Here is a 25831-nt window from a genome sequence, read left to right as displayed (position 1 = left end):
GATGCCCACCTAGCCGTACCTCACCGTGAGCACCGGGCCCCAGACGCGTAAGCTGGGGCCCGGCCTGTGTACGTACCGCTCAAGGAGCACCCGTGTTGGAGATCTTCTTCGAAACCCTGCTGGTCCTGGTCTGCGTCGGCGTCCTCGCCTTCGCCGGACTGAGCGTGAAGAAGCTGTACCAGGGCCAGCGCTGACCCCCACCGAGGAACTGCTGACGTCATGATCGAGATCCCGTCCGACCTCCACAAGGACCTGGTCCCCCTCGTCTTCCTGCTCGGCGAGTGGGCCGGCGCGGGTGTGCACGACTTCCCGGGCTCCGAGAAGTGCAATTTCGGCCAGGAGGTCTCCTTCACGCACGACGGCCGCGACTTCCTGGAGTACCGCTCCCACACCTGGGTCCTGGACAACGACGGCAACAAGGTCCGCCCCCTGGAGACCGAGTCCGGCTTCTGGCGCATCGACGCCGACCGCAAGGTGGAAGTCACGATGACCCGCGACGACGGAGTCGTCGAGATCTGGTACGGCGAGCTGGCCAAGCAGAAGCCCCAGATCGACCTGGTCACGGACGCGGTCGCCCGCACGGCCGCCTCCGGCCCCTACACCGGCGGCAAGCGCCTCTACGGCTACGTCAAGAGCGACCTCATGTGGGTCGGCGAGAAGCAGACCCCCGAGGTCGAACTCCGCCCCTACATGTCGGCCCACCTGAAGAAGATCGTCACCCCGGACGACGTCGAACGCTGGGCGAAGGCCCTCCCGGACGACATGCCGGACGACGGGATCGCTTTCTTCAAGTAGACCTAGACTCTGAGGTGTGGTGAGCACCCAAGGCACTGACTGGAAGACCGATCTGCGGCAGCGCGGCTACCGGCTGACCCCGCAGCGGCAACTCGTGCTCGAAGCCGTGGACACCCTGGAGCACGCGACCCCCGACGACATCCTCATCGAGGTGAGGAAGACGGCGTCGGGGGTGAACATCTCCACGGTGTACCGGACCCTGGAGCTCCTCGAAGAGCTCCAGCTGGTCAGCCACGCGCACCTCGGGCACGGGGCGCCGACGTACCACCTCGCGGACCGGCACCACCACATCCACCTGGTCTGCCGTGACTGCACGAACGTCATCGAGGCCGATGTCGAGGTGGCCGCCGAGTTCCGGGCCAAGCTGCGCGACACCTTCGGCTTCGAGACCGACATGAAGCACTTCGCGATCTTCGGCCGCTGCAAGGACTGCGCAAGCGCGGGCGCAGGCGCGGGCGCGGGCGGGAACGCGACCGGTAAGACGTCGGCTGAGACTTCAACTACCGAGTCGTAGGCTTACTCGTATGAAGAGCCCCCTGTTGTCCCTGCCCGGCGCCGTCCCCGCCGAAGGAGTGGACGAAGGCGTCGCCGCCCACTACGGCGACCTGTTCCGCGAGCAGCGCACCCTCGCCGACGGCACCGGTTTCGTCGACCTCTCCCACCGGGGCGTCGTCGCCGTCACCGGAGACGACCGGCTGAGCTGGCTGCACCTCCTGCTCACCCAGCACGTCAGCGACCTCCCCACCGGCGTCGCCACCGAGGCGCTGATCCTCTCCGCGCACGGCCACATCGAGCACGCCCTGTACCTCGTCGACGACGGCACCACGGTCTGGATGCACACCGAACCGGACACCCAGGAGGCGCTGATCGCCTACCTGGAGTCGATGAAGTTCTTCTACCGCGTCGAAGTCACCGACCGCACAAGCGAGTTCGCGGTCGTCTACGTCCCCGCCGGCTCCATCGCCGAGGTCCCGTCCGGCGCCGTCGTACGCGAGACGCCGTACGGCCGCGATCTCTTCCTCCCGCGCGAGGACCTGGAGTCGTACGCCGAGAAGTCCGGCCCCCCGGCCGGGATCCTGGCCTACGAGGCGCTGCGCGTCGAGCACCACCGCCCCCGCCTCGGCTTCGAGACCGACCACCGCACGATCCCGCACGAGCTGGGCTGGATCGGCACGGCGGTCCATCTCCAGAAGGGCTGCTATCGGGGCCAGGAGACGGTGGCTCGGGTGCAGAATCTGGGCAAGCCGCCCCGCCGCCTCGTCTTCCTCCACCTTGACGGCAGCGAGGTCCATCTCCCGGGCCACGGGACGGAGTTGAGGCTCGCGGAGGAGGGGGTGGACGGTCGCAAGATCGGCTTCATCACGACGTCCGTACGCCACCACGAGCTGGGGCCGATCGCCCTCGCGCTGGTGAAGCGGAACGTGCCGTTGGACGCGCCGCTGCTGGCGGACAGTACGGCGGCGGCCCAGGAAGTGGTCGTAGAGCCCTAGTTGTGGGGTCTTAGTCGGGTCTTAGAGGTCGATGACGACGGTGAACGGGCCGTCGTTCGTGAGCGAGACGCGCATCTGGGCGCCGAAGCGGCCCGTGGCCACCGTGGCGCCCAGGGCGCGGAGTTGGGCCACGACCTCGTCGACGAGGGGCTCGGCGATGTCGCCGGGGGCCGCGGCGTTCCAGGTGGGCCGACGCCCTTTGCGGGCATCGCCGTAGAGCGTGAACTGGCTGATGACGAGTAGCGGCGCATCGATATCGCTGCACGACTTCTCGTCGTGGAGCATGCGGATCGACCAGAGTTTGCGGGCCAGTTGGGCCGCTTTCTCCTTGGTGTCCTCGTGCGTGACGCCGACGAGGACGCACAGTCCCTCGCCGTCGATCGCCCCGACCGTCTCGCCTTCGACCACGACACTCGCGCTGTCCACTCGCTGTACCACTGCTCGCATGGATCCCATGATGCCGTGCGGACGAGAAGGACCCCGAGGCGGCCGTAGAAGGACTCCGAGGGCTCCGAGGCGGCCGTAGGTGGGTCGATTTTTGCTCCTTAACCCCCCATCTGGGGCCGTTCGGGGGCACTCGGTCACATAGCGGCCACTGGGGGTGGCACGATGCTGTCCACACGCCGGTCGAGGGGACGGGTAGAGGCACATGAGCACACCGAGTACCGGGCAGCCCCCCGGGACTGTCTCGCTGATCCGCGCGGGAGGGGCGGCCACGCGCCGCCCGCCCGTGCAGCGCGTCGACAGCCCGCTGCTGCCCGCCGAACCGGCCGCACCCGACCTGACCGCACTGCGCCTCCCGGAGCTGCGCGCGGTGCGCCGCGACGCCCAGCGGGACGAGGCCGACCTGAGCTACGTACGACGGCTCCTCCAGGGCCGTATCGACATCCTGCGGGCCGAACTGGCCCGCCGCTCCCCGGCGGGCGCGGCCTCGGTGGTGGACCGTCTCTCGGAGATCCTCACCGACGCCCCCGCCCGCCACCGTTCCTCGGCCCGGCACGTCACGCTGGGCACCCCGCACAGCGAGGAGTACCGGCTGCTGGCCGCGGAGATGCTGGCCGAGGTCGAACTGTCGGACCTGGAGGCCCGCACCGACCTGGAGCTGACCAGCGCGATGGGCCGCCTGGTGCGCTACGAACAGCAGGTGTCCCGGCGCCGACAGCTCCTCCAGCACACGGCCGACGGCTGTAGCGCGGAGATCGCCCGCAGGTACCGTGAGGGAGAGGCACTGGTGGACGACCTGCTGACGTGAGTGACGTGAGGGGCCCGACGTGACGACTGAGGATGCGGGTTTTACGGGGGTTTCTGCACGGGTTTCTGATGGTGTGCCCCCTCCGGTGCTGGCCGAGGTCGTCCGCTCCGGTTTCGTGGAGAGCCGGCACCGGGGCAGCCTGGTGGTTTTGGCGGCGGACGGCTCGGTGGAACGGGCCCTGGGTGACGTGACGACCCCGGTCTTCCCCCGCTCCTCCAACAAGCCGATGCAGGCGGCGGGAGTTCTCCGCGCAGGCCTGGACCTCACCGGCGAACGCCTCGCGATCGCCGCCGCGAGCCATTCCGGCGAACTCTTCCACCGTGATCTGGTACGCCGACTCCTCTCCGAACACGGCCTGGACGCAAGCCAGTTGCAGTGCCCGCCGGACCTCCCCCTCGACCCCGTCGAACAGGAGACGTACCTGGCCTCGGGCGCCGTACGCGACCGCATCGCCATGAACTGCTCGCAAACACACGGCCATGCTGGCGGCGAGTGCGCAACGGGGCTGGCCGCTGGACTCCTACCTGGACCCGGAACACCCGCTCCAAAAACTTATCCACAGGGTTGTGGAAGAAATGTCGGGCGAGCGGGTGGCAGCAGTGGGCACGGACGGCTGCGGCGCCCCGCTACTGGCGATCAGCCTGACCGGCCTGGCCCGCGCGTTCCGATTCTTCGTCCTGGCCGCCCCGGGTTCGGCGGAACGCCGGGTCGCTGACGCGATGCGGGCTCACCCCGAGTACGTCGCCGGCACCCGTCGCCCCGACACGCTGCTGATGCGGGCGGTACCGGGCGTGCTCTCGAAGATGGGCGCGGAGGCGGTCCAGGCGGTCGCCCTGCCGGACGGGCGGGCGCTCGCGTTCAAGGCGGAGGACGGGGCGGGACGGGCGTTGGGGCCGGTGTTGGGGAGGGCCTTGGGGTTGATGGGGGTGCCAGGGGCGGAGGGGCTGGGGAGGGCGGCGGTGTTGGGCGGGGGCCGTGAGGTGGGGGAGATCCGGGCGGTGTTCTAGGGGCGGGGTTGGGCCACTCGCTTCTCGGCCAGTGTCGGGCTTCCGCGGCCCGAGTAAAGGGCGCTCCCTGCGGTCGCGTCGCCTGCGGCGATTCCGCTGCGCTCCACCCTTGACTCGATCCGCTCCAGCCCGTTTCAGAAGCGAGCGAGCGGCCCGGAGGGATGGGGGGCCGAGGGAGGAATTCCCTTGCCTGTACTGCGTTGTGGGCCGGAGTGGAGGGGCGCGCTCGCGTCTCGCCGGCACGCCGGGCTGGCTTAGCGGCACACCGCGACGTCTTGGGTGAGCACGGGCCACTCCAGATCCCCGACTCGTCACGACGGCCATGATGCCGATGGCCACGCACGACCGTCATCAGGAGAGGTATGGTCGCCGTGTGAGTGACGGCACATCGGACGATGGCGGCGGGCAATTCCAGCGCCTCACACGCGAGTTGCTGGCGCTGATCAACGACGGACACACCTACCCCCGGGGTTCGTTGCTGCCTACGCAGCGTGAACTGGCCGCCGAGTTCGGGGTCTCTCGTGACACCGTGCAGAGGGTTCTCAGGGAGCTGGCGAACGAGGGCTGGATCGAGGTGCGCCAGGGAAGCGGGGCCAGGGTCGTCAGGAGCCCGCAGGTCCACTCCCCGACGAGCAGCGGGACGGTCACGCTCCGCGCGCTCATCGAGGACGCCTTCGGGCAGCCTGAAGTGACCCTGGACGTCTTCACGTTGACGTCCGAGTCGCTGGACGCGCACATCCGCATGCAGGCGGAGCGGATACGGGCCGGGGAGATCGCCCCGCAGCGCATCGCCCTGCGCGTGATGCTGCCCTCCGAGTCAGTTGAACTCCCGTACCTGCGCACCGGGCAGCCCGCTCAGGACGAGCGTCTGAAGGCGCGGTTCCTGAGCATCACAAGGCGGCACACCGAGTCGTTGCGCACCGTGCTGAGCGATCTGCGGGCGACCGGGCTCGTGCCCTCCGTGGATCTCCGGATCCGCCGGATCCGGGTGGCGCCGCAGTCCAAGGTCTATCTCCTGAACGGGACAGAGGCGCTGGTCGGCCTGTACACGGTGTGCCGGCGGTCCATCATGATGGAGAACGGCGAAGTGATCGAAGGAGTCCTGGATGTCCAGGGCCTGGGCGCCAGTCTCACTCACCATGTGAAGGACGCCGAACTCCATTCGCAGGGAACGGTGTTGGTGACGAACATGCAGGAGTGGTTCGACTCCACGTGGGAGCATCTCGCCGAGTGATCTCACCCGGCGCTGCTCCGTGCCAGGAAAATGGGTACGACACCCGACGGCCGTAGACCTAGCGTGAATCCATGACCCCCCGCGATGACGCCCTCGCCGTACGTCCCGTCACGGAGCCCGAGATCCCCGACTGGATCCGCGCGCTGAACACCGGTTTTCTGCGCACTCCCTACGTCTCCGACGACGAGATCGCCGACCGCAGCAGTTACATCGACCCGTCCCGCACCCTCGGCGCGTTCGACGGCCCCCGCTGTGTGGCGACCTTCCGTTCCTTCCCGCAGGAGATCACCGCCGTGGGCGGCGGAGCGGTCCCGGCGGACGCCATCTCGAACGTCACCGTCACGGTCACCCACCGCCGCCGCGGCCTCCTGACCCGGATGATGGACCGGGACCTGGCCGCCGCGAAGGAACGCGGTGATGTCGTCGCCACCCTCATCGCCGCCGAGTACCGGATCTACGGCCGCTACGGCTTCGGCCCCGCGACCTCGATGACCCAGTGGGAGATCGACGTCCAGCGCGCCGGCCTCGACCCCCGTTGGTCCGCCCCGGAGGACGGCGGCCGTATCGACCTGGTGGACGGTGAGGACGTACGCAAACTCGGCCCCGAACTGCACGAGCGGCTGCGCCGCGTCCAGCCCGGCGCGATCAACCGGGACGACCGCTGGTGGCAGGTCACCACGGGTGCCGTACACCTGACGCGCGCACCGTGGACCGAGCCGTTCCACGCCGTCTACCGCGCGGCCGACGGCGAGGTGCAGGGCCTGGCCACGTACGACTGCGACGACACCTGGACCGACGCCAAGCAGCCGCTCGACACGGCCACCGTGCGGGGGCTGATCGCCACCACCCCGGCCGCCGAACGCGCCCTGTGGCACCACCTCTGCTCGATCGACTGGGTGGCGAAGGTGAAGTCGGGCAGGCGTGCCCCCGACGACCTGCTGCCCCTCCTCCTGCCGGACCCGCGCGCGGCCACGATCACGACCCAGGCGGACTGGCTGTGGGTGCGGATCCTGGATGTCGTACGGGCCATGGAGGCGCGGTCGTACGAGGGGGAGGGCACGTTGGTGTTCGACGTGGTCGACGGGGCCGGACTGGCGGGCGGGCGCTACCGGTTGGCGGCTTCGGCGCAGGGGGCGTCGTGCGTGCCGACCACGGAGAGCGCGGAACTCACGCTGGATGTGCGGGAGTTGAGCACGCTGTGGCTCGGGGACCAGTCGGCCGTACGGCTCGCGGCGGCGGGCCGGGTCCGGGAAGAACGAGCGGGCGCCGCCCGTGTGGCCGACGCCCTGCTGCGTACGTCCAGGCGGCCATGGTGCCCGGACATCTTCTGAACGACCTTTCGCCTGCTGCCTGTTGATGGACTCTGATGGACTCATCCGTAGCTGTTCAGTTGTGGTTGTCGCACCTGTGTGCCAGTGGTGCCGACCGCCGGGCTCTCGGCTCCCCTCCAGGAGAGAGACCCAGGCGGCCAAGTTAGCCAAGTTGGCGACCAACTCTCTTCTAGTTATCTCCTCTTGGATGCGTCTCATAACCACCTTTCCTTGAACTGCCGAAAGATGGCGAGAAGTTGTAGTGTTTGGTCGTGGACCCGGAACACGCCACCGTCAATGGACGGACGAGGTCAATACGGCCACAGTGGTCACACCGCGAGCTGGCCGACGAGCTGCGCACCCGGATCAGGTCCGGTGTACTGCGGCCCGGCCAGCGCATGCCCACCCAGGCCAAGCTGGCGGACGAGTTCGGCATGGAGCGCGGGGCCGTACGGCAGGCACTGCGCATCCTGCAGTCCGAGCGGCTGCTCACCAACATGTCCAAGGGGAGCCCGGCGACCGTGGCCCCCGACCTCGGCCTGGCCCTGACCGGCCCCGGAGCCCCGCCGCAGCCCACGATGGTGGGACTGGGGCCGCGTATATCGGAGGCCTTCGCGCAGCCGCACGTCGAGATCGAGGCGCTCTGTCTCACCGCCGTCTCGCTCCAGCTGGCCGTCGGCGAACCGCTGCGCCAGATCCACGCCGGACGTCTGAAACCGGCCACGGTCGACGTCCGGGTGCTGCTGCCGAGCAGCGACATCGACCTTGCCTTCCCCGCCCGCGTGGACGCCCCGGCCGACAGCCGGCTGCAACGCCGCTGGCTGGCCCAACGCAACGCCCAGGGCCAGGTGTTGAAGCACAACCTGCTCGCGTTACGCGCGACCCACGGCATCGACGTGCACATCACGTTCCGCGCCCTGCCCTTCACCCCACCGGTGAAGCTGTACCTGCTCAACGGCTCGGAGGCGCTCTTCGCCTACTACACGCTGACCCAGCGCGAGGCGGAGATCGGCCACGAGCAGGTGGAGATGTACGACGCGGAGGGCACCCAGTCGATGCTGTTCGCCTTCGAGCAGGGCGCGGGGCTGCGGGACACGACGTTCGTGGAACAGTCGCAACTGTGGTTCAACGCACTGTGGGAGACGATCAGTTCGGAGCTCACGCTGACACCCACGAGCTGATCGCCTCCCGCAGTGGCTGACCTGATCTGACCTTGGGGGCGGCCTTCGGGTCGTACGGGTCGTCCTACGGGTCACAGGGCCGGACCGGTGACCAGCAGGGCCAGGACGACGGCCCCGATGGAGCTGATGGCCGGGCTCTTGGCCTTGATGCCGATGGAGAGCAACAGCAGACCGATGATCCCGGTGGCGCCGTACTTCCACTGGACGATCTGCTCGAAGCCGACGACGAAGACGGCGGAGAGGAGGGCGATGGCAGGCACGGTGGTTCCCCCTTCGGGCTGTGGAAGCAAAACTTCCACCAACTTGGAGAAGTTGGCAGCCAACTCTGCTTAAGTTGTTCCCGATTGGCACCTACTCACACCTACTTACAATCAGGTTCCAAACAACTCCCCTTAGATGGGGCAGAGTTATACCGTTTGGTCGTGACCCAGGAGAACGTGGCAGTGAACGGCAGCAGAAGCTTCTCGCCCCAGGAGATCGCCGACGCCCTACGCGACCGCATCCGCACCGGCGACCTCAAGGCAGGCGACCGCCTGCCCACCCAGGCCGACCTGGCGGAGGAGTTCGGGGTCGAACGCGGCGCCGTACGCCAGGCACTGCGGCTGCTCCAGGAGGCGGGCCTCCTGACGAACGTGAGCAAGGGGAGCCCACCGCGGATCGCGGAGCCGCCGGCGCCGCTGCGCGGCGAACCCCAGCCGACGATGGTGGGGTTGGCCCCCCGCCTGACGGACGCGTTCGCGGCATCGAACGTACGCATAGACGTCGTGTGCCACACGGCCGAGACCCTGATGCTGGCCCTGGGCGAACCCCTGCGCCAGATCCACGAGGGCCGCCTCAGCCCCCAGTCGATCGAGGTCCGCATCCTGGTCCCCTCCAAGGAGATCACCCTCGCGTTCCCCGTCCCGGCCGACGGCAGTGGCGAGGACAACTCGATCCACCAACGCTGGCTGTCCATGCGCAACGCCCAGGGCCAGGTGCTCCAGCACAACCTGCTGGCTCTGAGAGCCACGCACGGCATGGACGTCAAGGTCACGTTCCGGGCGCTCCCTTTCACCCCGCCCGTGAAGCTCTACCTCCTCAACGGCCAGGAGGCGCTGCTCGGTTACTACTTGCTGACGCGGCGGGAGGAGGAGTACGGCAGCCAGACCCTGGACATGTACGACGCCCTCGGCGCCAAGTCCCTCCTCTTCTCCTTCCTCCGGCAGACCGGCGAGCGGGACGCGGCGTTCGTGGATCAATCGCAGCTGTGGTTCGACGCCCTCTGGGAAACCATCACGACGGACCTGACACTCTCCTAGTGACTCCTGATACGACGCAGACTGAACCGGTGACAGTAGAGACAGAGAACCTGCGAGAACTGATCACCAAGACGCGCAACGTCCTGTTCGACTTCGACGGCCCCATCTGTCGGCTGTTCGCGGGGCACACGGCGGAGCGCGTGGCGGGCGAACTGGTCGAGTGGCTCGAAGGGCGGGGTCTGCACGGGCTGTTGACGGAGACGGAACGGGATTCCCTGGACCCGCACATGGTCCTGCGCGCCGTCGATCGCCGGCATCCGGGCAGTGACCTGGTCGCGGAGCTGGAGGAACGTCTCACGCAGGAGGAACTGCGGGCCACGGATTCGGCGATGCCCACGGCGTACGCCGATCCGCTGATCCAGACCTGGTCGGCGGTCGGCTCACGGCTGGCCATCGCCACCAACAACTCCCCGCGCGTGGTGCGCACTTACCTGTCCGGCCGCGGGCTCTTGTCCCGCTTCGCCCCGCACATCTACGGCCGCACCCAGGACCTCCAACTCCTCAAGCCCGACCCGCACTGCCTCAATCGTGCGCTGAAGGGCCTGGGCGCCGCACCGTCGGCCACTTTGATGATCGGCGACACTCCCACGGACTTCGAAGCCGCGGAAGCGGCCGGTGTGTCGTTCCTCGGCTACGCGCGTAACGACCGTAAGGAGAAGGTGCTGCGGGACGCGGGAGCCGAGCACGTGGTCGGCTCCCTGGACACGGTGTTGCAGATGCTGCGGGATCAGGCCTGAGTCATCAGGAGCACGAAGATCACGGCTCCGACGGACATGCAGGTGGTGTTACGGACCTTGTAACCAACGCTGAGCAGGAAGAGGCACAGGAGGCCGAGGGCCCCGTAGCGGTACTGCATCAGTTGCTCCACGCCGAGCGACACAACTGCTCTCAGCAGCTCTAAGGAGATCATGGGACCCCACCCCTTGTTTCTCTCTGTTTGTTTCTCTCCGACACGACTTCTGCCCGGTTGCGGATCAACAACCGTTCCAATTGGACTGGTTGCCGTAAATTTGATGTGCCCAGATGGCTTGATCGGCTAACGCCGCCGCCCTATTTACATGGTGGGCGGTCACATTGGGCCGCCGATGTGGCTGGAAGCGGTTTGGTCGCCGTGCCGAAGCGGTACGGTCGCGATGTGAGCTCAGGACGTGGCGAGGGCGGCGGCAGGGAGTACAACACCCTGCTGGAGGAACTCCGTGTCCGCATCGCCGACGGCACCTACGCAGTGGGGCAATCGCTGCCCACGCAGCGCGAGTTCGCCGAGGAGTTCGGAGTCTCCCGCGACACGGTCCAGCGTGTACTGCGCGAGTTGAAGGGCGAAGGGTGGATCGAGTCCCGTCAGGGAAGCGGTTCGCGGGTAGTGAAGAGCCCCATCCACTCCGGCAAGGTTCCGCAGCAGGCGCCCCGGCTGCGGGCGGCCCTGGGCCCCTTCGTCACCCGGGCGTTCGCTCAGCCGACCGTGCGCCTGGACGTCTTCACTCTCACGTCGGAGAGCCTGGACGCCCATGTCCGGCTGCAGGCCGAGCACATCCGTACCGAGCACATTCGCACTGGGGAGATCACCACCGAACGCATCGAGTTGCGGATGCTGTTGCCCTCCGAGTCGCTGCAACTGCCGTACCCACGGGCCCTGAAACCGGTGGGCGAGCCCGAAGAGGCGTACGGGCCCGAACAATTGGACCAGTTGCAGGAACAGATCCAGGAGCGTCTGCGAGGTATCACCCGAAGACACACGACGTCGCTGCGCGCGGCACTGCGGAATCTGAAGACAGAGGGACTGGTGCCGTCCGTGGCGGTGGAGGTCAGGAGCGTCCCCCTGGTACCCGCCTTCAAGCTGTACCTCCGCCCGGGCACCGAGGCCCTGTTCGGGCCTTACGAGGTCGTGGAGCGCTCCATCCTCCTCGACGACGGGACGGAGGTGGACGCCCTCGACGTCCTCGGTCTGGGATCGACTCTGATCAGGCACGTCAACGACGAGGGTGATCCCAACTCCACCGGATCAGTGTTCATCGAGACCATGCAGGCATGGTTCGACGCCTGCTGGGAGCGCCTGGCTGTGCCGTTCTGAAATCCGCAGGTCATTGGGTCGACGTCATCAAGTGAGTTGCGTTTTTCGATGTTGTTCCACTCGCTCCAGTCTTGGGCATTACAGTGTGGCCACCCATCTCGCGACGCATGAACATCTGCGGCGACGTACAGCTATTCAGGAGTGACCTTGGGTGGTCCGCCGATGCCCCGAGCTCCCTTTTCGGAGAGGGACGCGCGCGAAGCGTTCACCTCGCTCGTGGCTTGCGCCAAGGTCGAGGGGGAGTTCAGCCGGGGGCACCACAATCTGAACCATGTGGTGCAACCGCCGGGAGCGGTGAGCGCCCGGCTGCCGGCGCTGAGGGGGCACGAGCGGGTCACCATCCGTCAGCGGATCGGCGATGCGCTGCCCGTCGTCATCAGGACATGGCAGGACGAGGCGGAGATCCTCGACGCGCTCCGTGGGGTGCTGCCTCATGTGCCGCAATGCCTCGTCAGACACGGCGACATGACGGTTCTGAGCTATGTGCAGGGGGTGCCCCTGTCGACGATCTGCCGTAACGGCAAGCGCGTCGAACCTCATCTGATCCCAGCCCTCGCGGGCCTGCTCGCGGACATGACGCAGGTGCGCAGAAAGGATCTGCCACCGCTGCCGCTGTCCTGGCCCCGCAACGGCCGGGACAGCCGGGCCTTTCTGCAGACTCTGGCCCTGGCGACGGAGGAGCAGATCCGGAAGCGCAACTGGTCGAAGTTCGGCGGTCTGTTCGCCACGCTGGGTATTCCGGAGGACGCCATGGTGCGCTTCGCCGAGCGGGTGCCCAAAATGACCAGCCGCTCTTTCAGCTTTCTCCACACCGACCTGCACCGCGACAACGTGATCTTCTCGTACGACGGTGACCCGCCCCTGATCTGTGTCGATTGGGAGCTGGCGACCTTCGGCGACCCGGTGCACGACCTCGCCACCCATCTCGTGCGGATGGACTACCCACATGATCAGTGGTCCGAGGTGATGGACGCCTGGCACACCGCTATGGACCACCGGTGCGGTGACGCGGTGCAGGGTGCCGAGCGGGATCTGAGGCACTACGTTGACTTCGAGCGCGCGCAGTCCGTCTATCCGGACGTGATGCGGGCGGTGACCTCGCTCGGCGACAAGTTCGACCAGCGGGACCTGGATGCTGCGACGCACGCGGTGCACCGGGCGTTGGTGGCGGCGGAGATCCCCCTACGGCTCAAGAGCGTGCCGGACGAGCAGGCCATCGAGCGGATGCTCTTCCGGTGGAACGTGTCCAACGGCAAGCGGCACAGCAAGGACCGGAACAAGCTGACCATCGCCTGGAAGCGGGACATCAGGGTGCCTGAGCATCCGAAGTTTCCGGCGTGGGCGGTCCGGGACGCGCTCTTCGGGGAGGGCGCCGCTCCCGCGGACCATGTGTTCAAGGGGACGGCCCATCTCAGTACGGCGGTGCAGGTGCGTGGCATCCCGTTGCCGGTCATGGTGCGTCGGAAGGTGGGACCGGCCAATCCACGCGAACGGCGGTACCTCAACGAGCATGCCGTCCTGACGGCGATCGAGAAGTCCGGGGTGAAGGTGCGCGCCCCGCGGGTGTTGGCGCTGGGCACCAGCCATCGCCAGCTGAAGGACCAGTTCACCATCCACTCCTACGAGGGGCCGAAGGGCGAGATCCGGCACCCCGACCATCCGACCGAGGGGCTGCTGCCGTACGAGGCGGACGATCTCGTCGACCAACTCTGTGAATTGACGCAGATCGACTGCGATGAGCTGGGTTCGGACACTCTGGGCCAGGACTTCTACCACGGACTGCGCCTCGAACTGCTCCGCATGGTGTCCCAGCTCCCGAAGGAGACGCTGGCGCTGGCCCGGGAGTTGGGCCTGCCCGGAAACATCGTCCGACTGGGAGAGATTCTCGACCGGCACATGGTGACCCCGCGCCGGTCCGTGCTCCTGCACGGTGACCTCAACCCCTGGAACCTGGTGCGTCGCGAGGACTGGACGGGGCTGACTCTCATCGACTGGGAGATGGCGATGGTGGGCGACCCGCTCTACGACCTTGTCCGCCACATGCACCTGACCCCGACGAGCCCGGACATTCGGCACCGCCTGTTCACTCGATGGGAGAGGAGGATGCCGGAGGAGTGCACCAAGGGCTGGAACGAGGACTGGAACGTGTACCGCTGGATCGAGACCGTGCGGTCCGCCTATGTGGACCTTGACCGGCTGGTGACCGGAGACAGCCTGGAGGCTCCCAACGTCCGCCGGGCGGTCGACACCTACGCCATGACCTTGAAAACGGCGACCGCGTCACTCGGGCTCAGGGACAGATCGACGGCAAATCCCTATCTTGCCTTGGCGCTTGCATGGCCCGACCATGGACAGACGCGGACGCACGAGTACCCCGCAGAGGTGTGACTTGTCGTTGTGCGTCGCGTGACGGGGGAGAGGGGCTGCGATGGCCGGCAGTGGAAGGGTGCTGCCGGAAAGCACCCTGAGCGAGCGGCTCAGGCGGTTCCAGGCCCGCTACGAGCCGACGATCACGCGGATTCTGCTCCTCTCCGTCTTCGTCGTCGCGCTGATCGCACAGTTCGTGAAGCCGGTGGGCGATGCCCTCCAGGGCAAGGTGTTCCTCGGCAGCGCCCTTCTCAGCGTCGTGGCCTATGTGCTGTACAGCAAGGTCAACGACCTTGACGCGTCGCTCAGGGTGCCGTCGCACGCCCAGGTGAAGTCACGGGAGCTGGGCACCTTCGTGACCGAGGCCTTCCGCGACCGGACGGTGGAGATCAGTTTTCTCGGCTACACGGGCGAGACGCTGTACAACGAGCTCTATCACCGTCTGGAGGAGCTCCACGAAGATCCCGGTCCGACGCGGGAGGTAGTGGTCAGATTCCTGGTGCCGGACTTCCGCGTTCCCATGACGGTGCCCTCCCGAGTGGGCACGGGGGGTGTTCCCGTCGATGACGTGGACTTCCGCAAGCGGGTGGAGCTCAAGTGCGAGGAGTACGACCAGAGGCTGTCGGGCATCGCGAGGCGGCTGACGTCGGTGGGGCGGGTGACGGCCGCGTGCGAGTACCGCTTCTACCCGGGCATTCCGCGCGACAAGATCTGCATCTTCAACCGGGAACTGGTTCTGCACGGTCTCTACGACGTGTCCGCCCGCACCGTGGGATTCGGTCCGGAACCGGAATACTACGATCCCCAGGGATATCGCACCGACCTCAACATCTGGTCGCGGGAGGACACCGACGACGCCAAGGCTGCCGTCGAGACCTGGAACAAGCACTTCGACGCCCTGTGGGAACTGGCCGACAGGCCATCCTGGCACAGGGGCACGCTCGACTGACTGTGCTCGGCCGAGGAGCGACGTCGAAGAGCGGGATCAACTGCTTTTCCTTGTCGGCGAGGACCACGGCTCGGGCCTCGAATGTGAACGTGCCGCTCTCGACGGCGACTTGGGGGTGGGCGGTAGCGTCCGCCGTATGACTGATGCCACCGATTTCCAGGACGTTCCCACGACCACCCTCGCCGACCTCCTCGGCCACGAGCAGGTGTTGGACCTCGGTATCCGGTCGCTGTGGGGTCCGGTGTCGCGCCTTGTCGGGCCCGCCTTCACCGTGCGGTGCCCTCCCGGCGACAACCTCATGCTGCACGCGGCCATTTACCGGGCCGAGCCCGGTTCGGTGCTCGTCGTGGAGTCGGGTGACGTGGAGTACGCGCTCGCCGGGGGGAATGTGTGTGCCGTCGCGCAGCGGCGCGGGATCGCCGGGTTCGTCGTCGACGGGGTGATCCGGGACGTCGGGGAGGTGCGGGCGGCCGGGTTCCCCGTGTTCGGGCGAGGGACCGTGCCGATCCCGGGGGCCAAGAAGGCCGTACTGCCGTTGAACGAGCGGGTGCGGTGCGGGGGCGTCGCCGTCGACGCCGGGGATGTCGTGGTGGCCGACGAGGACGGGGTCGTGGTCGTGCCGGGTGCGCGGCGGGCGGAGGTGCTCGCGGGGGCGTTGGCGCGGCTGGTTCAGGAGGGCGACGAGAGCCTTGACGAGTGGGAGGCGGCGCATCGGGCCCGGGTCGAGGAGCTGCTGCGCGCGGGCGGGTTCGAGGGGTGACGTGTCCGGCGTAGGAGTTGAGAGTGCGGAGTGGGGGCGAGGAGTGGGGGTGATGCGCGTGGCGTCGGGGAGGGAAGTGGCCGATCCTGGTGTCGATGCTTCTCTTCCTCGATGTCGACGGAACCCTGCTCCCCTTCGGTGCGTCGCGGCCCTACCCGGTGTACGAGCCGGAGTTTGCGCCGCCGGTCGCCGCCGCCCCGCCCCTGCTGACCCGGATCGACCCCTCGCTCGGGCCCCGGCTCGCCGCGTTGCGGTGCGAACTGGTGTGGGCGACGACCTGGATGGACGACGCGAACGTGTGCGTCGCACCCTGGCTCGGGTTGCCCCAACTCCCCCTGGTGGACTGGCCCGACCCGGCCGAGGAGAGTGCGGGTGGGAGTCCGGTCAGCGGCCTGCACTGGAAGACCCGGCCGCTCGTCGCCTGGGCCGCCGGGCGCCCTTTCATCTGGGTGGACGACGAGATCCGCGACGCCGACCGCGACTGGGTGACCGCCCATCATCCGGAACGGGCCCTGCTGCATCGCGTCGACCATCGGTACGGGATCACCGACGCCGATCTCGATGCCGTGCGGGCGTGGTTGGACGCCAACCGGTAGCGGGCGGCGGGCAGTTGACGTACGGCTCTCAGAACGGAGGCTCGGCCGTTGCCAGTTGCAGCAGGCGCTTCGTGCTTTCCGCCGCGCCCGTCGCGCGCGTCTCGTCGGACGCGCCGGGGAAGATCCGGCCCCAGGTGACCGCACGTCCGATGACACCGAGCCGTCCGGCCAGGCTCAGCGCGCGACGAAGTTCCTTGCTGCTACGGCCGTTTCCTGTCCAGGGTTCCAAGTAGGCGTCCCGTAGGCGGGGCAGCGAGTCGGGGCCGTAGCGTTCGGTGAATTGCTCGGCCGGGACCAGGAAACTGCAGAACGGGTGGGAGACGGACGCGTCGCCCCAGTCGAAGAAGGTGAAGCGGCCGGGCTCCGGGTTGAACAACTGGCCCTCGTGCAGGTCGGAGTGGTCGAGCGAGTCGGGGATGCCCAAGTCGGCCAGTTCCGCGGACCAGTTGAGCAGGCGCGGGCGTAGGGCGTGCAGGGTGGTGGGGTCGACGCCGGGGGCGGGGTGTCGTGGCGGCGCTGCTGTTTTCTCGGTGACCGACCTGATGAACTCCACTGTCTCGTCGAAGACTTGGGGGAGTGTTGTCGTCCTGGCGCTGGGGACGCCGAGTTGTTCGAGGTCCTTGGTGTACGGGATCAGCGCGCGCTGCATCGTCGCGTACTGGCGCAGCGGTTCCTCCCAGGCGTGGGGGTCGGCGGGGTTGCGGTCGAGGACCTGGTAGAAGAGGTCGCCGCCGTCGGGGAGCAGGGACCAGCCGCGGTCGGCGTCTACGGCGAGGGGTTCCAGGACGTACTCCGGGACCCAGTGGGCGAGTGCGGCGGCGAGGGGTGCCTCGAAGGCGCTGGCCGGTGGATTGGCCTTCAGCCATACGGTGGAGGTGGAGGCGGACGTGGAGGTGGTTCCGTCGGTGGTGTCGGCGTCCTCGACCGGGATGCGGACCAGGACGGACCAGGGGCGTAGGCGTACCCGCCGTCCGGCTGTCCCGCTCTCTCGTAGTCCCCTCGTCGTGAGTTCGCGGGTGGCCCAGTCGAGGGCCGTGTTCCGCCAAGTCGGCTGGTCCCAGGGGGTCTTGGCGTTCTTGTGCCGACCTCGGTCCGTGATCGTCGATGTGTCGGCGGCGTCGCGCATCGGGTCATTCCAGCAGGCGGGGCCGCTCGGGTTCCATCGATTTCCGCGCGGTAGCGTGCTGATCATGGCTGACTGGGAGATACGGCCCGCGTCGGCGGCCGACGTCAACGCGATCGCCGAGCTGCGTGCCGTCGTGATGCGTGGTGATCTGGAACGGCTCGGGCGGTACGACGAGCGGCGTGTGCGGCAGCGGCTGCGGGACGGGTTCGTGGCGGAGTGGACCTGGGTGATCGAGGTGGGCGGGGCGTTCGCCGGGTGCGTGGCGCTACGGCCGGACGGGGACGCCCGTTGCCACTGGCTGGAGCATTTCTATGTGGGCGCGCAACATCAGGGGCGTGGGATCGGTTCCGGTGTGCTGGGGGAGCTGCTGGAGCGGTGTGACCGGGGTGAGGTCGATGGCGGGGGCGGCATCGGTGTCGGTGTCGGTGTTGTACGGCTGAATGTGTTGCAGGGGAGTCCGGCTCGGCGGTTGTACGAGCGGTACGGGTTCGTCGTCGAGGCCGAGGACGCGGTGGATGTGTTCATGGTGCGGGGAACGGCCGCCTGACCTGTGACTTTGTCCTCCGCCCTGACATTCGCGGGGGCTGTGTCGTCGTACGGGTATGACAGGTATGAGCACACGAATCCGGTACGTCAGCCTCGGTCTGCTGGCCGTGGTCGGGCTGTACACAGGTGGCCGGGCCTATTTCTCGCCGACGGGGTGGTACGCGAACTTCCCTGGACTCGGGCTGAGTTGGTTGCCCCAGCTGGGTCCCTACAACGAGCACCTCGTCAAGGACGCGGGGGCGATGTTCCTCGCGCTGGCCCTCCTCACGATCGTCGCGCTGCGCGAGGTGCGGAACACCAGGCTGGTGCAGACGACGGGTGCGGTGTGGCTGGTCTTCAACGTGCTGCACTTCAGCTATCACGTGCAGCATCTCGACATGTACGGGACGCGGGACCAGGTGCTGAACGTGGTGTTCCTCGCCGCGTTGGTGCTGTTGTCGGCGGTGCTGCTGGTGCCGGTGTCTCCTGGGCGGCGGGGTGACACCAAGTGAAGGCGAGGGTCGGTATGCGGGTTGCGGTGGCGGGCGGTACCGGGCTGGTCGGGCGGTACGTGGTCGAGGAGTTGGTCGCGGCCGGGCGGGAACCGGTGGTGCTGAGCCGGTCGCGGGGTGTGGACCTGGTAGCCGGGAGCGCTGGGCTCGATGCCGCGCTCGATGGCGTGGATGCCGTCGTCGACGTGAGCAACGTGACGACCACTAGCGCGCGAAAGTCGGTCGCGTTCTTCGACGCCGTCGGGCGCAATCTGCTGGACGCGGGGGAGCGGGCCGGCGTACGGCATCACGTGGTGCTGTCGATCGTCGGCATCGACCGGGTCGGCCTCGGCTACTACCGGGGCAAACTCCGCCAGGAGGATGTGGTGAGGGGCGGGCCGGTGCCGTGGACCGTGCTGCGCGCGACACAGTTCCACGAGTTCGCGGAGCAGACCCTCGACCGGGTGCCGGGGCCGTTCGCGGTGGTGCCGCGGATGCGGACCCAGCCGATCGCTGCGCGGGAGGTCGCGCGGCAACTGGTGACGCTCGCGACCGGGCCCGCGCAAGGTATGGCCCCGGATCTCGCCGGGCCGCGCGTCGAGCAACTCGTCGACATGGTGCGGCGGTTGCTGCGGGCGAGGGGGGAGCGGCGGTTGGTGGTGCCGGTGCGGATGCCGGGGGCGGTCGGGGCGGCGATGACGGGGGACGGGCAGTTGCCGGTCGCCGACGCGGCCGATGCACCCGGGGCGCGGGGCGGGCAGACCTTCGACGAGTGGCTCGCGCGGCATGTGGTGCGGGGCGGTCGGTCGTCCGGCCGGCCGTCTGTACGGGGAGGATGATCACCGCTGTGTCCAGTTCACCCGGTTCGTCCCAGGATCCCACCCTCGGTTCCCTCATGGCCGAGCGGCGGCGGCTGCTCAACCTCGGTTACCGGATGCTCGGTTCGGTGCAGGACGCCGAGGATGTCGTACAGGAGACGTACGCCCGTTGGTACGCCCTGTCCGAGGAGGCGCAGCGGGCGATCGACGTGCCCATGGCGTGGCTGACCCGGGTCGCCTCGCGGATCTGCCTCGACCAGCTGGGCTCGGCGCGGGCCCGGCGGGAGCGGTACACCGGTGAGTGGCTGCCGGAGCCGGTGCGGCACGGTGCGGGGTGGGCCAGTACGGGGGGTGGTGCGGGCGCCGACGATCCCGCCGACCGGATCACCCTCGACGAGTCGGTCAGCATGGGGATGCTGGTGCTGCTCGACTCGATGACTCCCGCGGAACGCGTCGCGTTCGTCCTGCACGACGTCTTCGGGCTGCCGTTCACCGAGATCGCCGAGACCGTGGGCCGTACGCCCGCGGCCTGTCGCCAACTCGCCTCCTCCGCCCGCCGACGCCTGGCCCACCGCGCACCCGGCAGCGGTACGGCGGCGGAACACGGGCGGGTCGTCTCCGCGTTCCGCGAGGCCTGCGAGACCGGGGATCTCGATGCGCTGGTCGCGTTGCTCGACCCGGCGGTCGAGTCGCGCAGCGACGGGGGCGGCAAGGTACGGGCGGCTCTGCGTCCGGTCGTCGGCCGCGACAAGGTGGCCCGCCTCTTCCTCGGCCTCATGCGGCGGGAACCCGACATGGAACTCGTCGAGGACGACGTGAACGGGACGCCCGGGGTGGCGGTACGGATAGCCGGGACGACGTTCGCCGTGCTCGCGGTGGGGGTGGGGGGTGCCGGCCTGATCACCGATCTGTGGTTGGTGGTCAATCCGGACAAGTTGGGGGCGTGGAACGGGTATGGCGATGGCGAGACGTAGGGGGTGAGGGGGGGGAGGGGTTGAGGCGGTGAGGGGGTAAGGCGTGATGCAGCTTGAAACGGGGTCGGAGTCGCCGAAGAAGGCCTGTGCTCCCGGACGTACGAGGCCGCCACCTCCAGTTTCGTCGCGGTGATGTTCCTGACCGGGCTGGCCGCCCTGGCGGTGGTCACCCTGCTCGTCTCGGCCGGCAGCACCTCCGTCTGGCAGCCGGCGGACGACCGTCCGGCGCGTCCCCCGTTGCTGCTCGCGCCGGCTCTGTTGGTCGTCCTGCTCGCGGGGCGTGCCCGGGGAGTCGGACCCGGGGCCGGAGATACGACCATGGCGACCGGGGAGACTACGGCGACCGCCGTCACGGCGCCTTGAGGAGTGCGTCGGACCGAGGGGGTGACGCTTGCGGACTCGCGGCCCGCGAACGCCTCCGGGTCAGCACCGCCACCGTCGTCCCGATCGCCGCGACCACCAGCCCGATCCCGCCGAAGACCAACGGCAACAGCCACAGGGAGAGGAACCCGTTGATCCGCGCGTCCTCGGGTGAGTCCGCGTGGTAGAGCACCTCGACCCGCTCACCCGCGTCGTACGCGGGCGGATTGGACCCCGTCGAGTCCCGGAACGTCCGCCGCGTACCGTCCGCCGACGTGAACTCGACGACCGGGTACGCCATGGGCTTGTCGCTCGCCCGGTTCTTGCGGGACGTACCGCTGTGGTCCTGCCGCCACTCCAGGCTCACCACGGTGCCGGGGGCACGTTCCGCATCCACCAGGAACGAGACCGACACCCCCGCCGTGATCACCCCGATGACCAGGAACAGCGCCCCGAAGGCGATCACCCCGAACAAGATCCAACGGCGTGCGCGCTGCCCCGGTACCTGACCCCGAACCTGCATGACATTCCTTGCCCCGAAACGGTCAACTGCGGCGATCAGTGTGGCCAGTTCGGGTGCGCGGTGGCCAATTGGCGTGGGTACCCGAGGTCAGGTCTTCGGCGTGGGCGTGGCCGCGGCCGGCAGTACGGCGAACACCACCGGGCCGGCCGTCTGGTACCCGATCCACACCTCACCCCCGGCACCGCTGCCCCGCCACGCCATCAGCAGGGCCACGCCGGAGACGGCCCGGGCCATGAGTGTTCCTCCCTGAAGCTCGTTCGACGTCTCGTCGGCTCAACTGCGGCCGTACTACGAGGAGATCGAGCGGGAGGTCCCGGCCGGGCTGGAGCTGCCGGCGGCGGTCGACGCCTTCGCCCGGCACTGCCGGCGCGGTGGTGACGGCCCCGACGCGCTGCCGCGCCTGTCGCTCCAGGAGGAGCACCTGATCGCGCTGTTCACCGGCAGGTCGTACGACGGCGGCACCGTGACGTCACCTCAGGCCCGGCTCCGGTCACCGCGCTCAGAGTGCTGTTCGTCGGCCTCACTCAGGGCGTCACCCTCGGCCTCGCCCCCGACGCCGACGAGCAGTGCTTCGCCGACACCGCCCGGGCCCTGGCATCCGACGTCTCCCCGCTCTCGTAGGCATGGGAAGGGGAATGCCTTATAACACCCGCCCTGTCGGGTCTGTGCTCGTACTCGACGGTGACCCTAGGGGAAACCTGTGTCCAGGAATCTTTTGGTCAAGTCCCCGGGTTTGAGGGGGAGATGGGGCAAATGAAATCTTGATGAAGGTTGTGAATCGCTTTAGGTTCCCTTTGCTGATCCATGTGGGATCGCGGGGGACGGGGGCGGATTGTGATCCGAAGAGGCAGTGGAAGAGGCAGCGGCAGCGGAAGAAGCAGAACCGGACGCGGGCTGGGCACGTTGCTCGTGTCAACGGCCTTGGTGTGCGGCCTGGTTCAGGCCGGAGGCGTGTCCGTCGCGGCCGACGTGGATCCGCTGGACGGGACGGTCGAGGCGGCCAGGTCGGTGGCGTCGGCGGCGAAGTCGGAGCCGATGAGCGAGGCCGAGGCGTCGGCGGACGACGGGAGTTCGGAGTCGACGCAGGCCGCGCAGGACGCGCTCGCGGCGGCGAAGTCGACGGGCGCGCAGGTGGAGGTGCCCGCGCTGCGCACCGAGTACGCGACCACCTACGCCAATCCGGACGGTCTGTCCTTCACGCTGGAGGACTCGGCGGTCCCGGTGCGGGTGAAGGCCGGTGACGACGACGGCTGGGTCGCGCCCGATGCCACGCTGGAGGTGCGCGCGGACGGGTCGGTCGGGCCGAAGGCCGCCGCTGTCGGCATGTCCTTCTCCGACGGCGGCGACGGCGGCGATCTGGTGTCCGTGACCCGGGAGGGGCGCACCCTGTCCCTGGGCTGGGCCGGCGAGCTGCCGAAGCCGGTGCTGGCAGGGGACTCCGCGCTGTACAGCGAGGTCCTGCCCGGCGTGGACCTGAAGCTGACCGCGTCGGTCGAGGGCTTCCGCGAGGTGCTGATCGTCAAGTCGGCCCAGGCGGCGGCGAGCGAGGCGCTGTCGGAGGTGTCGTTCGGGCTCGACACGACCGGTCTCGACGTCCAGGAGACGACCGGTGGCGGGATGCAGGCGGTCGACGGCGACGGTGTGCCGGTGTTCCGCTCGCCGCAGGCGCAGATGTGGGACTCGGCGGGCGATGCCCAACAGTCCTCGGCCGACGCCCAGTTGACCACGCAGTTGAGCACTCGGTTGACGACGGCCGGCGAGGTCGACGACTCCTCCGGCTCCGCTGACTCCGCAGACTCCGCAGACTCCTCGGGCGGCGCCTCGGTCGCCGACGGTGCGGACGGTCCCGCCGACGGCAGCGCGATCGCGCTGCTGCCCCTCGACGTCTCCGACGACGAACTCTCCCTGACCCCGGACGCGGAACTCGTCGAGAACGCGACCTACCCGCTCTACATCGACCCGACCGTCACCTGGTCCGAGGCCGAGCGCACCCTCCTGCGCAGCGACGGCTACGCCGACTACGCGTGGACGAACGGGGACGACGACGAGGGCAAGGGCATGGGGTACTGCGGTACCTACGTCACCGGCGGCTACTCGTACTACTGCGGTTCGGGCTACAAGCAGCGCCTGTACTTCGAGTTCGCGCCGACCTCGCTCAAGGGCAAGCACGTACTGGACGCCACGTTCCGGGCGACGGAGTCGTGGTCGATGTCGTGCACCGCGTCGTGGGTGGATCTGACCCGTACGAACGGGATCTCGTCGTCCTCGGACTGGCCGGGCCCCACGCACCTGGACCTGATGGTCGACCGGTACGTCTCCGCCGGCCGGGGCAGCGCCTGCGACCCGTCCCAGCCGAACGCGGCGATCGAGTTCAACGACAACGCGGCCGAGACGAACGAGAACCTGACCGCCACGGTCAAGAGCTTCGCGGCGGGCAACTTCTCCCGCCTTCCGCTGATGCTGAAGGCGCACGACGAGACCGACCCCAACTCGTGGAAGCGGTTCAAGAACGACGCCGTGCTCTCGGTGAAGTACGTGGGCCTGCCCGCGACGCCGACCGGTGTCGGCATCGTCACGGGTGACGGCACGGTCTGTGAGCGGGACGCGGACGACCCCGCGATCGTCTCCGACCCCACGCCGTCGCTGGCGGCGACCGCGCAGACCAAGTCGGGCGGTGAGAACGACGCGAGTCTGCGGATCGCCTTCGACCTGGACCAGCGGAGCAGCACCGGCACCTGGTCGAACGTGACCGCGGGCAACGGGAGCGAGCGGCCCTCCAGCGGTTACGCCGGTGACAACGCCAAGGTGACGCTGGCGTGGTCGACGCTGAGTGAGGACGTGCTGTACCGGTACCGGGCGTGGGTGCGGTCGTACTACAACGACGGTGCCAGCTGGCTGTCGGGCTCGTCGAACGCCTCGACCACGGGCTGGTGCTACTTCCAGGTCGACCCGACCCGACCGCTGAAGCCGACGATCGCGATCGCGTCGCCGTACTCGGCGTGCACGGCCAACGCGTGTGCGGCGGCGGGTGGTCCGGGGATCGCGGCGACGTTCACGTTCGGTCCGGCGGACGGTGACGCGAACGTGGCGTACCAGTACAAGCTCTCCACGGAGACGGCCTGGTCGTCCGCGATCAGCGGCACCAAGGTGACCAAGGCGGTGACCCCGGACGTCGAGGGGACGTACCGGCTGTACGCGCGGGCCGAGGACAGTCTGGGGCGTTGGGGCGCGCAGAACCTGATCGACTTCAGGGTCTCCGACGGCGAGGCACCGCAGGCCGAGTACCACTTCGACGAGGCGTCCGGCGCCGCCGTCGACTCCGGTACCGGGGTGGACGCCGACGCGGACGACCTCACGCTGTCCTCGACCGGTGTCACCCGCGACGGTCGCGGTCGCCGGGGTACGGACCCCGACACCGGTGCGGAGGACACCAGCCTTCTGCTGGACGGCGGTTCGGGGTACGCCCAGACGGACGGCCCCGTGCTCGACACCGGCAAGTCGTACACCGCGTCGGCATGGGTCCGGCTCGACGACCTGAGCAAGACGCAGATGGTCCTGTCGCAGAGCGGTGCGTACAACAGTCCGTTCTACGTGCTCTACAACGCCACCTACGGCTACTGGGGCATGATCACCACCGGCGACAACTCCGACGACCCCCCGTACACCGTGTACTACATGGTCGCGCCGGTGGCCGCGAACACCTGGACGCATGTGTCCTTCGTCTACAACGCGACGGCCGGGACGATGCGGTTGATCGTGAACGGCAAGTGGTACATCGAGAAGGCCGCGGCGGCGCCCTGGGCCTCCACGGGTGCCCTGCGGGTCGGGCCCGCGCTCTTCAACGGGGCGTACTCCTACCCTCTGCACGGTTCCGTGGACGAGGTGCGGACCTGGCAGCGGGCGCTGTCCTGGAACGAAGTCGTGCGGGACGCGCGCCTGTTGAACCCGACGACGGGTGACCAGTACGTCGAGCTCGCCGCGCACTGGGACGCCGCCACCGCGGCCGGTGGTGCCACCAGCCTCGCCGACAGCTCGGGGTACGGGCGCACGCTCACCGTCTCCGGCGGCGGTGCCACCGACGGGGAGGCGATCGTGCTGGACGGCACCGACGACGCGGCCTCCTCGGACGCGGCCGTCGACGACACGGGTTCGTTCACCGTGACGGCCGTGGTCGATCCCGACCTCGAAGCGCTGGCCGCCAAGGGCACGGGATACGTCGCCCAGGTCGTCGGCAAGCGCGACAAGGACGGGACGTCGAACTGGGGCGTCTTCTTCGAGGTGACCGGTAGGACGACGGTCGCGATCGAGACCACGGACGGCGACATCGTGGAGAAGACGGTGGCGACGGGCTTCTGGCACTTCGGCCGCTACAACGACGACGGCACCTTCACCGCGCAGGTCAGCGAGGAGGCCACCACCGACAGCGGTCAGGTGCGGATCACCGGCGTCTTCAACCAGCAGGACGTCACGGCGGCCCTGTATCTCAACGACAACGTCCAGTACACGACCGTGTCCTACACGACCGACTCCGGCAAGGAGTCCCTCGCGGTCGGCAACGGCTACACCGCCGGGGCCTGGGGCCACTGGCTGCCGGGCTCGGTGAGCGAGCTGCGGCTGTGGGCCGGGGCGGCCTCGGACACCGATCAGATCACCTCGATGGTCGGCGAATAGCGCGGACGGCCGCGTCCGGGAGACGGTGCCCCGCAC

General features: G+C 68.6%; 26 protein-coding genes and 2 pseudogenes. 22 read left to right on the top strand and 6 right to left on the bottom strand.

What is annotated here, in order from left to right; translation table 11 throughout:
* Positions 1-219: 219 nt before the first annotated feature.
* Genes SPR02S_RS39630 through ygfZ form a run of 3 tightly spaced genes read left to right on the top strand, consistent with a single transcriptional unit; the run spans position 220 to position 2285 of the window.
* Positions 220-795 (top strand): heme-binding beta-barrel domain-containing protein, encoded by a 576-nt coding sequence (locus SPR02S_RS39630; protein WP_019062576.1) that lies wholly within the window; start codon positions 220-222, stop codon positions 793-795.
* 16 nt (positions 796-811) lie between these two features.
* Positions 812-1309, top strand: a complete 498-nt coding sequence (locus SPR02S_RS39625; RefSeq protein WP_020684259.1) for a Fur family transcriptional regulator — start codon at positions 812-814, stop codon at positions 1307-1309.
* A 10-nt stretch (positions 1310-1319) separates the two neighbouring features.
* Entirely contained in the window at positions 1320-2285 is a 966-nt protein-coding gene (ygfZ, locus tag SPR02S_RS39620; RefSeq protein ID WP_019062574.1) for a CAF17-like 4Fe-4S cluster assembly/insertion protein YgfZ, read from the top strand.
* Positions 2286-2306: 21 nt separating this feature from the next.
* Here the strand turns inward: ygfZ and dtd are convergent, their stop codons facing one another.
* Entirely contained in the window at positions 2307-2732 is a 426-nt protein-coding gene (gene dtd / locus SPR02S_RS39615; RefSeq protein WP_026151270.1) for a D-aminoacyl-tRNA deacylase, read from the bottom strand.
* A 202-nt stretch (positions 2733-2934) separates the two neighbouring features.
* On the opposite strand from dtd, the gene SPR02S_RS39610 reads away from it, so the two are divergent.
* The 5 genes and pseudogenes from SPR02S_RS39610 to SPR02S_RS39590 all read left to right on the top strand — a co-directional run bounded on the left by SPR02S_RS39610 (position 2935) and on the right by SPR02S_RS39590 (position 8269).
* Positions 2935-3537 carry an RsiG family protein gene (locus tag SPR02S_RS39610; protein ID WP_043258804.1) on the top strand — a complete coding sequence of 201 codons (603 nt, stop codon included), beginning with the start codon at positions 2935-2937 and terminating at the stop codon, positions 3535-3537.
* Between the two features lie 73 nt (positions 3538-3610).
* Positions 3611-4544: pseudogene (locus SPR02S_RS57355) on the top strand (asparaginase).
* A gap of 322 nt (positions 4545-4866) precedes the next feature.
* On the top strand, positions 4867-5778 hold the full coding sequence (locus SPR02S_RS39600) for a GntR family transcriptional regulator (RefSeq protein ID WP_019062570.1): 912 nt from the start codon (positions 4867-4869) through the stop codon (positions 5776-5778).
* A gap of 71 nt (positions 5779-5849) precedes the next feature.
* The gene (locus SPR02S_RS39595; RefSeq protein ID WP_019062569.1) at positions 5850-7109 is read left to right on the top strand and encodes a GNAT family N-acetyltransferase; all 1260 of its coding nucleotides are present in this window, start codon (positions 5850-5852) and stop codon (positions 7107-7109) included.
* 245 nt (positions 7110-7354) lie between these two features.
* Positions 7355-8269 carry a winged helix-turn-helix domain-containing protein gene (locus SPR02S_RS39590; RefSeq protein ID WP_026151268.1) on the top strand — a complete coding sequence of 305 codons (915 nt, stop codon included), beginning with the start codon at positions 7355-7357 and terminating at the stop codon, positions 8267-8269.
* A 71-nt stretch (positions 8270-8340) separates the two neighbouring features.
* Here SPR02S_RS39590 and SPR02S_RS39585 read toward each other — a convergent pair whose 3' ends face one another.
* Positions 8341-8529, bottom strand: a complete 189-nt coding sequence (locus SPR02S_RS39585; protein WP_019062567.1) for a hypothetical protein — start codon at positions 8527-8529, stop codon at positions 8341-8343.
* 156 nt (positions 8530-8685) lie between these two features.
* On the opposite strand from SPR02S_RS39585, the gene SPR02S_RS39580 reads away from it, so the two are divergent.
* On the top strand, positions 8686-9567 hold the full coding sequence (locus tag SPR02S_RS39580) for a winged helix-turn-helix domain-containing protein (protein ID WP_063746297.1): 882 nt from the start codon (positions 8686-8688) through the stop codon (positions 9565-9567).
* Complete coding sequence (locus SPR02S_RS39575; protein ID WP_245607693.1) at positions 9567-10304, top strand: HAD family hydrolase; 738 nt, start codon at positions 9567-9569, stop codon at positions 10302-10304. Before SPR02S_RS39580 ends, SPR02S_RS39575 begins: the two co-directional genes overlap by 1 nt.
* On the opposite strand, the gene SPR02S_RS39570 is transcribed toward SPR02S_RS39575, so the two are convergent.
* A complete protein-coding gene (locus tag SPR02S_RS39570; protein ID WP_019062564.1) occupies positions 10295-10477 on the bottom strand; it encodes a hypothetical protein in 183 nt (60 codons plus the stop codon). The two genes, SPR02S_RS39575 and SPR02S_RS39570, sit on opposite strands and share 10 nt — an antisense overlap.
* A 225-nt stretch (positions 10478-10702) precedes the next feature.
* Between SPR02S_RS39570 and SPR02S_RS39565 the strand changes: the two genes are divergently transcribed.
* The 5 genes from SPR02S_RS39565 to SPR02S_RS39545 all read left to right on the top strand — a co-directional run bounded on the left by SPR02S_RS39565 (position 10703) and on the right by SPR02S_RS39545 (position 16307).
* Positions 10703-11635 carry a winged helix-turn-helix domain-containing protein gene (locus SPR02S_RS39565; protein WP_043258811.1) on the top strand — a complete coding sequence of 311 codons (933 nt, stop codon included), beginning with the start codon at positions 10703-10705 and terminating at the stop codon, positions 11633-11635.
* A gap of 162 nt (positions 11636-11797) precedes the next feature.
* Positions 11798-14023, top strand: a complete 2226-nt coding sequence (locus SPR02S_RS39560) for a phosphotransferase family protein (RefSeq protein ID WP_019062562.1) — start codon at positions 11798-11800, stop codon at positions 14021-14023.
* Positions 14024-14063: 40 nt separating this feature from the next.
* Entirely contained in the window at positions 14064-14951 is an 888-nt protein-coding gene (locus tag SPR02S_RS39555; protein ID WP_106437108.1) for a hypothetical protein, read from the top strand.
* Positions 14952-15087: 136 nt separating this feature from the next.
* Positions 15088-15711 (top strand): RraA family protein, encoded by a 624-nt coding sequence (locus SPR02S_RS39550; protein WP_019062560.1) that lies wholly within the window; start codon positions 15088-15090, stop codon positions 15709-15711.
* 95 nt (positions 15712-15806) lie between these two features.
* The gene (locus SPR02S_RS39545; RefSeq protein WP_043258803.1) at positions 15807-16307 is read left to right on the top strand and encodes an HAD domain-containing protein; all 501 of its coding nucleotides are present in this window, start codon (positions 15807-15809) and stop codon (positions 16305-16307) included.
* A gap of 28 nt (positions 16308-16335) precedes the next feature.
* Here SPR02S_RS39545 and SPR02S_RS39540 read toward each other — a convergent pair whose 3' ends face one another.
* The gene (locus tag SPR02S_RS39540; protein WP_019062558.1) at positions 16336-17433 is read right to left on the bottom strand and encodes a phosphotransferase; all 1098 of its coding nucleotides are present in this window, start codon (positions 17431-17433) and stop codon (positions 16336-16338) included.
* A 64-nt stretch (positions 17434-17497) separates the two neighbouring features.
* On the opposite strand from SPR02S_RS39540, the gene SPR02S_RS39535 reads away from it, so the two are divergent.
* The 5 genes from SPR02S_RS39535 (at position 17498) to SPR02S_RS39515 (ending at position 20604) form a co-directional block, all read left to right on the top strand.
* A complete protein-coding gene (locus SPR02S_RS39535) occupies positions 17498-17980 on the top strand; it encodes a GNAT family N-acetyltransferase (protein WP_026151266.1) in 483 nt (160 codons plus the stop codon).
* Between the two features lie 64 nt (positions 17981-18044).
* Positions 18045-18470: a hypothetical protein gene (locus SPR02S_RS39530; protein WP_019062556.1), complete on the top strand. Its 426-nt coding sequence runs from the start codon at positions 18045-18047 to the stop codon at positions 18468-18470.
* A gap of 14 nt (positions 18471-18484) precedes the next feature.
* Complete coding sequence (locus tag SPR02S_RS39525; protein WP_019062555.1) at positions 18485-19288, top strand: SDR family oxidoreductase; 804 nt, start codon at positions 18485-18487, stop codon at positions 19286-19288.
* Complete coding sequence (gene sigJ, locus SPR02S_RS39520) at positions 19285-20241, top strand: RNA polymerase sigma factor SigJ (RefSeq protein ID WP_019062554.1); 957 nt, start codon at positions 19285-19287, stop codon at positions 20239-20241. The genes SPR02S_RS39525 and sigJ overlap by 4 nt, the downstream gene beginning before the upstream one ends.
* Before the next feature lie 132 nt (positions 20242-20373).
* Positions 20374-20604, top strand: coding sequence for a hypothetical protein (locus SPR02S_RS39515; RefSeq protein ID WP_019062553.1), 231 nt, complete (start codon positions 20374-20376; stop codon positions 20602-20604).
* Here the strand turns inward: SPR02S_RS39515 and SPR02S_RS39510 are convergent.
* Both SPR02S_RS39510 and SPR02S_RS63565 read right to left on the bottom strand, forming a co-directional pair.
* The gene (locus SPR02S_RS39510) at positions 20591-21124 is read right to left on the bottom strand and encodes a DUF3592 domain-containing protein (RefSeq protein WP_019062552.1); all 534 of its coding nucleotides are present in this window, start codon (positions 21122-21124) and stop codon (positions 20591-20593) included. The genes SPR02S_RS39515 and SPR02S_RS39510 overlap by 14 nt on opposite strands.
* An 87-nt stretch (positions 21125-21211) precedes the next feature.
* On the bottom strand, positions 21212-21358 hold the full coding sequence (locus tag SPR02S_RS63565) for a hypothetical protein (protein WP_019062551.1): 147 nt from the start codon (positions 21356-21358) through the stop codon (positions 21212-21214).
* A 28-nt stretch (positions 21359-21386) separates the two neighbouring features.
* Here SPR02S_RS63565 and SPR02S_RS60940 point away from each other — a divergent pair.
* Positions 21387-21745, top strand: a pseudogene (locus SPR02S_RS60940) (TetR/AcrR family transcriptional regulator); the annotation flags it as partial.
* 330 nt (positions 21746-22075) lie between these two features.
* A complete protein-coding gene (locus SPR02S_RS39490) occupies positions 22076-25795 on the top strand; it encodes a laminin G domain-containing protein (protein WP_245607692.1) in 3720 nt (1239 codons plus the stop codon).
* Positions 25796-25831 lie beyond the last annotated feature (36 nt).

Source organism: Streptomyces prunicolor NBRC 13075, assembly GCF_000367365.1.
Lineage (GTDB): Bacteria > Actinomycetota > Actinomycetes > Streptomycetales > Streptomycetaceae > Streptomyces > Streptomyces prunicolor.
The sequence above is the reverse complement of the archived record's forward strand: the minus strand, read 5'-3'. Positions and strand labels throughout refer to the sequence as shown.

Coding starts and splice junctions, on each gene's coding strand:
- SPR02S_RS39560 (WP_019062562.1), top strand. CDS start 11,798: ATGCCCCGAGCTCCCTTTTCGGAGAGGGACGCGCGCGAAGCGTTCACC.
- SPR02S_RS39610 (WP_043258804.1), top strand. CDS start 2,935: ATGAGCACACCGAGTACCGGGCAGCCCCCCGGGACTGTCTCGCTGATC.
- SPR02S_RS39540 (WP_019062558.1), bottom strand. CDS start 17,433: ATGCGCGACGCCGCCGACACATCGACGATCACGGACCGAGGTCGGCAC.
- SPR02S_RS39555 (WP_106437108.1), top strand. CDS start 14,064: ATGGCCGGCAGTGGAAGGGTGCTGCCGGAAAGCACCCTGAGCGAGCGG.
- SPR02S_RS39630 (WP_019062576.1), top strand. CDS start 220: ATGATCGAGATCCCGTCCGACCTCCACAAGGACCTGGTCCCCCTCGTC.
- ygfZ (WP_019062574.1), top strand. CDS start 1,320: ATGAAGAGCCCCCTGTTGTCCCTGCCCGGCGCCGTCCCCGCCGAAGGA.
- SPR02S_RS39515 (WP_019062553.1), top strand. CDS start 20,374: ATGTTCCTGACCGGGCTGGCCGCCCTGGCGGTGGTCACCCTGCTCGTC.
- SPR02S_RS39525 (WP_019062555.1), top strand. CDS start 18,485: ATGCGGGTTGCGGTGGCGGGCGGTACCGGGCTGGTCGGGCGGTACGTG.
- SPR02S_RS39535 (WP_026151266.1), top strand. CDS start 17,498: ATGGCTGACTGGGAGATACGGCCCGCGTCGGCGGCCGACGTCAACGCG.
- SPR02S_RS39510 (WP_019062552.1), bottom strand. CDS start 21,124: ATGCAGGTTCGGGGTCAGGTACCGGGGCAGCGCGCACGCCGTTGGATC.
- SPR02S_RS39530 (WP_019062556.1), top strand. CDS start 18,045: ATGAGCACACGAATCCGGTACGTCAGCCTCGGTCTGCTGGCCGTGGTC.
- dtd (WP_026151270.1), bottom strand. CDS start 2,732: ATGCGAGCAGTGGTACAGCGAGTGGACAGCGCGAGTGTCGTGGTCGAA.
- SPR02S_RS39550 (WP_019062560.1), top strand. CDS start 15,088: ATGACTGATGCCACCGATTTCCAGGACGTTCCCACGACCACCCTCGCC.
- SPR02S_RS39595 (WP_019062569.1), top strand. CDS start 5,850: ATGACCCCCCGCGATGACGCCCTCGCCGTACGTCCCGTCACGGAGCCC.
- sigJ (WP_019062554.1), top strand. CDS start 19,285: ATGATCACCGCTGTGTCCAGTTCACCCGGTTCGTCCCAGGATCCCACC.
- SPR02S_RS63565 (WP_019062551.1), bottom strand. CDS start 21,358: ATGGCCCGGGCCGTCTCCGGCGTGGCCCTGCTGATGGCGTGGCGGGGC.
- SPR02S_RS39545 (WP_043258803.1), top strand. CDS start 15,807: ATGCTTCTCTTCCTCGATGTCGACGGAACCCTGCTCCCCTTCGGTGCG.
- SPR02S_RS39600 (WP_019062570.1), top strand. CDS start 4,867: ATGATGCCGATGGCCACGCACGACCGTCATCAGGAGAGGTATGGTCGC.
- SPR02S_RS39570 (WP_019062564.1), bottom strand. CDS start 10,477: ATGATCTCCTTAGAGCTGCTGAGAGCAGTTGTGTCGCTCGGCGTGGAG.